The sequence below is a fragment of the Flavobacterium sp. UBA5153 genome (assembly GCA_002413745.1).
In the GTDB taxonomy this organism is placed as follows: Bacteria; Bacteroidota; Bacteroidia; order Flavobacteriales; family Flavobacteriaceae; genus Flavobacterium.
This window is the reverse complement of the sequence record DHXP01000065.1, coordinates 23,173-28,010: the sequence shown is the minus strand read 5'-3', so window position 1 is coordinate 28,010 and position 4,838 is coordinate 23,173. Positions and strand designations below refer to the sequence as shown.

At 34.5% G+C, this 4,838-nt stretch carries 5 protein-coding genes and 2 tRNA genes; 1 reads left to right on the top strand and 6 read right to left on the bottom strand.

From position 1 onward, the window contains the following. From B2145_RS13015 to B2145_RS12990, 6 genes are all read right to left on the bottom strand, one after another. On the bottom strand, positions 1-1,580 hold a 1,580-nt coding region (locus B2145_RS13015; RefSeq protein WP_291102987.1), incomplete at its 3' end, for a CHASE3 domain-containing protein. A 17-nt stretch (positions 1,581-1,597) separates the two neighbouring features. After that, positions 1,598-2,158: a helix-turn-helix domain-containing protein gene (locus B2145_RS13010; protein ID WP_291102991.1), complete on the bottom strand. Its 561-nt coding sequence runs from the start codon at positions 2,156-2,158 to the stop codon at positions 1,598-1,600. Positions 2,159-2,498: 340 nt separating this feature from the next. Next, positions 2,499-2,963, bottom strand: coding sequence for a hypothetical protein (locus B2145_RS13005; RefSeq protein WP_291102984.1), 465 nt, complete (start codon positions 2,961-2,963; stop codon positions 2,499-2,501). A 111-nt stretch (positions 2,964-3,074) separates the two neighbouring features. Next, positions 3,075-3,138 (bottom strand) — tRNA-OTHER (locus tag B2145_RS13000). Between the two features lie 165 nt (positions 3,139-3,303). After that, positions 3,304-3,378 (bottom strand) — tRNA-Pro (locus B2145_RS12995). Between the two features lie 3 nt (positions 3,379-3,381). Next, the gene (locus B2145_RS12990; RefSeq protein WP_291102982.1) at positions 3,382-3,624 is read right to left on the bottom strand and encodes a GIY-YIG nuclease family protein; all 243 of its coding nucleotides are present in this window, start codon (positions 3,622-3,624) and stop codon (positions 3,382-3,384) included. A 235-nt stretch (positions 3,625-3,859) separates the two neighbouring features. On the opposite strand from B2145_RS12990, the gene trxB reads away from it, so the two are divergent. Next, positions 3,860-4,807: a thioredoxin-disulfide reductase gene (gene trxB, locus B2145_RS12985; RefSeq protein WP_291102978.1), complete on the top strand. Its 948-nt coding sequence runs from the start codon at positions 3,860-3,862 to the stop codon at positions 4,805-4,807. The last annotated feature ends 31 nt before the right edge of the window (positions 4,808-4,838 follow it).

Sequence of the window (4,838 nt, the reverse complement as noted above, 5' to 3'; positions counted from 1 at the left end):
TCTTTTTCATCGTTTTGAAAATGGAGTTCTTTGTTGGCAATAACTAATTCTGCTGCGCGTTTTTCTTTTTCATCATTTTGAAACTCCAATTCTTTATTGGCAATAGCTAATTCTGCTGCGCGTTTTTCTTTTTCATCATTTTGAAATGCCAATTCCTTATTAGCAATAACCAACTCTGCCGCCCGTTTTTCTTTCTCATTATTTTGATACGCCAATTCCTTGTTAGCAATGATTAATGCCGCTGCGCGTTTTTCTTTAACCTTATTTTGATATTCCAGTTCTTTGTTGGCAATGACTAATTCTGCCGCTCGATTTTCTTTCTCGTCATTTTGATATGCCAATTCTTTGTTGGCAATGACTAATTCAGCGGCACGTTTTTCTTTTACCCTGTTTTGAAAAGCTAATTCTTCATTAGCAATAGCAAGTTCATTTGCTCGATTTTCCCTTTCTTTATTTTGGTAGGCAAGTTCTTCGTTAGCAATGCTTAATTCATTTGCACGTTTTTCTTTTTCTTCGTTTTGAAAAGCCAATTCTTTGTTGGCGATTCGTAAATCTAATGCCCATTTTTGTTCGGCGATATCTCTGGCTACGATTACTACTCCCAAAATATTGCCAATATCATCTTTATAAACGGATCCGTTGAATAAAACATCGGTGAGTTTTCCTTCTTTATGCCGAAGGGTAAGAGGAGAATCGGCAACGGAACCTTTGGCGAAAACTTCTTGATACACTTCCCGAGCCATTTGTGGTTCTGTAAAATATTCGAAGAAATCAGAACCAACAAGTTTTTTTCGTTCAATACCTGTAATATTTACAAATGCCTGATTCATATCTGTGATCTTACCTTCAGTGCTGATGGTAACTAATGGGTCAAGACTTGCTTCTATGAGACTTAGCGAATATTGAGAGGCTAATTTCTGGTCGGCAGTAAATGTTTCTAATTGATTATTTCTGATTTTTAAATTTTTTACAATTATATAAACAAGAGTAAAAATCACAATGATGAAAATAAGAAGCACAAAAAACAGAAATTGAGAATAAGTATCGCTTTTTTCCTTTTCTATTTTTCTTTGTTTAAGTAGTTTAAACTCGGACGAATTAATATCAGTTAATAAACTTTTTATTTTTTCGGTAGCGATTTTTCCTTCTTTGAGGATTTGCATTTTTTCAATTTCCGTCAGTCCGTTTTGCTTCCTGTCTTCAATTGTTTTTTTAATTAAAATCAATTTTTCGGCAGACTTTACTTTCAACGAATCGATACGGACTTGCTGGTTAGGGTTGTCTCTAGTGAGAACCGACAACGCCGCCAAGTTCTTGTTCATTGTATTTATTGCGGTATTAAAAGGTTCTAAAAAATCATCATTCCCAGTTATTATATAACCCCTTGCAATAGTTTCAATGTCAAGAATGTCCAAAAGGATATTATCGCTTATGCGGATCACGTTCTGTGTATGCTCTATTGAATTGCTTGTCGATTTTACTTTTAGACTATTATAATAGAAAATCAATAATAAAGAGAGTGACAAAGCAACTACAAAGAAATAGAAGAGTTGTATTCTTTTTTCGAATAATAATTTCATAACCCTTTTGTAAAATTTTAATTTATATCATTAACATTACCAATTTCTTCAATTGGACTTCTTCTTTTGTCTTTCAATTGTTTAAAATGAGAAGGGGAGAGCCCCGTTACTTTCTTGAACTGGCTTGATAAATGTGCCACACTGCTGTAGCCCATTTTCCAGGCAATTTCGGTAATATTGAGTTCGCCATAAATAATCAATTCTTTAATACGTTCAATTTTATGGGAGATGATAAATTGCTCGATTGTAGTCCCTTGTACTTCCGAAAATAAATTCGACAAATACGTATAATCGTGGTTTATTTTTTCGCTTAAATAATCAGAAAAGTTCACTTTGATAATTTCATCGGAGTGATGCACCATTTCGATTATTACATTTTTAATTTTTTCAATCAGCATTGCCTTCTTGTCATCCATTAATTCAAGACCTGAATTATGCAAGTTGGCTTTAAGAAGTTCGCGTTGCTCCATCGAAATATTTTCCATAATCTCAACTTCGCCCAAATCAACAACGATGAAATGCAGACCAAGGTTTCTTAACTCTTCTTTCACCACCATTTTGCAACGGTTGCTGACCATGTATTTTATATATAATTTCAAACTATTTTGGTTTTAAACAGATTATGTAAAAGTCTAGCTATTATTTTTGAAAAGGCTTATACAACTTTGGCAAAAAGTTATATAATTCACACATTTTTGATTTGAATGTGATTTGAATGATGAGAATATCTAAAAAAAAAAGAAGGAGTTAAATTTATACTATTCTAAAGCACATAAACCTAAATGAATTCTTAGATTTTTTTGAAAGTTACGAATAAAAGGGCAACAAATAGATTTTGTGTTGATTCTAAAGAATATAAGTTGAAATAGATAGTCTTTTAAACAATCTATGAAATAGTAAAAAGAGGGGGGTTACTCATTACTTGAATGAATCCACCCATTCCATAGTTTTCAATGAAGAAATCTTGTTTTCCTCATTGAGCGTTACACGAAGTTCTTTGTTGGCATTTGAATGCTCATATATTGCTTTATATCGAAAAATAATTTCGTTTTCAGTAATGTTTTTAATTGTTTCGATCAATTTGAGGTCTATAAAATGACCATATCTTGCTCGGAATTTCAAACATATTTTAGAATGTTTTTCCAGAGTTGTATTTTGAATTACGGATTGTGTTGCCTCGTTTTCATTAAATGGGATAAACTTTGAAGTGTTGCAAATCATTAAAGTTCTTTTACCTAAATCATAGGCTTTTTTCTTTTGATTTTCATCGACTTCAATAATAGAAAGTTTTACGTATTTAATTTCGACAGGTTTTTCAAAAGTGGGTTTTGATTTGCAACCTATCAGTAAAAGTACACTTAAAACAAGAATTATATTTTTCATAGTAGGTCGTTTAATTTGAAATAACTTATTCATAGAATTGCAAAAATACAAAAAAGCCTGTAAATCATACAATTTACAGGCTTTTGATAAAGTTTGGCAACAAATTTGTCGGGGAGGCAGGATTCGAACCTGCGGCCTTCCCGCCATTGCGGGACGCTATAACCGAATTGCTTCCATTTAATTTTGTAAACAAAAAAAGCCGAACATTTCTGTTCAGCATTTCGTCGGGGAGGCAGGATTCGAACCTGCGGCCTTCCCACCATTGCGGGACGCTATAACCGAATCACTTCCATTTAATTTTGTAAATAAAAAAAGCCGAACATTTCTGTTCAGCTTTTCGTCGGGGTGGCAGGATTCGAACCTGCGGCCTCCTGCTCCCAAAGCAGGCGCGATAACCGAGCTACGCTACACCCCGAATTTATAAGAAACCAACATCTTCAAGATGTCTTCTGGCTCCTCTTTTTTTTATTTTTTGTTCTAAAAGCATTGCTTCTGAACGTGTTGAAAATTGAATTTGGTAAATCAATTCCCATGGTTTACCTGATTTAGTTGACAAACTCAATCCTGAATTATGTCTTTGTAATCTGTTTTCAAGATTATCAGTTTGACCAGTATAATATTTTAAAGAACTTTTACTAAACAAAATATATACGATGTACATATTTAAACTATTAAGGTTTTTTATTGTGGTCTTCACGCAATGCGTGACACGATAACCGAGCTACGCTACACCCCGTAAGCGGATGCAAAGATAAAACTAATTTCGAGTTTTGCAAGCGATAATATTAAATTGAATGCTATTATTTTTAAATAGTTAAAAGTGATGGTTTTTTGACCCAAAATTTTTAATAAAAAACATACATTTGTAATTACAAAAATGTATAAAATAATTTATTATGTCTACTACAATCGAAAAAATAAAATGTCTAATTATAGGTTCTGGTCCAGCGGGTTATACTGCTGCTATTTATGCTGCAAGAGCCAATATGAATCCGGTTCTTTACCAAGGAATGCAACCTGGCGGTCAATTAACTACAACAAATGAAGTGGAAAATTTCCCTGGCAATCCAAAAGGAATAACAGGTCCTGAAATGATGGTTGGATTGCAGGATCAAGCTCAACGTTTTGGTACTGATGTTCGTGATGGATGGGCAACAAAGGTTGATTTTAGCGGTGACGTCCATAAAGTTTGGATCAATGATAGCATTGAATTGCATTGCGAAACCGTAATTATTTCGACTGGAGCATCGGCTAAATATTTAGGATTGCCATCTGAACAGCATTACTTGAAAATGGGTGGAGGTGTTTCGGCATGTGCTATATGCGACGGATTTTTCTATCGAAACCAAGAAGTGGTAATCGTTGGAGCGGGAGATTCTGCTTGTGAAGAAGCTCATTATTTGTCTAAAATGTGTTCCAAAGTCACGATGTTGGTGCGCAGCGAAAAGTTTAGAGCTTCAAAAATTATGGAAGACCGTGTTCGCAAAACAGAGAACATTACTATTTTAATGAATCACGATACGGTTGAGGTTTTGGGAGACGGTCAGGTGGTTACTGGCGTGAAAGCTAAAAACAAAACAACAGGTGACGTTTTTGACATTCCTGCCACAGGTTTCTTTGCTGCCATTGGTCATAAACCCAATACCGAAATTTTCAGTGAGTATCTTACTCTTGATGAAACGGGTTACATTCTTAATATTCCTGGAACTTCAAAAACCAATGTTGCTGGCGTTTTTGTAGCCGGTGATGCTGCGGATCACGTGTATCGTCAAGCGATTACTGCTGCGGGAACGGGCTGTATGGCGGCTTTGGATGCCGAAAGATATTTGGCTTCAAAAGAATAATCTATTGGATAATCATAAACAAAAAAGTCTC

What these genes read in the sequence shown, in the direction of transcription:
- B2145_RS13005 (WP_291102984.1), bottom strand. Translation starts at nt 2,963, where the DNA reads ATGAAAAATATAATTCTTGTTTTAAGTGTACTTTTACTGATAGGTTGC.
- B2145_RS13010 (WP_291102991.1), bottom strand. Translation starts at nt 2,158, where the DNA reads ATGGTCAGCAACCGTTGCAAAATGGTGGTGAAAGAAGAGTTAAGAAAC.
- trxB (WP_291102978.1), top strand. Translation starts at nt 3,860, where the DNA reads ATGTCTACTACAATCGAAAAAATAAAATGTCTAATTATAGGTTCTGGT.
- B2145_RS12990 (WP_291102982.1), bottom strand. Translation starts at nt 3,624, where the DNA reads ATGTACATCGTATATATTTTGTTTAGTAAAAGTTCTTTAAAATATTAT.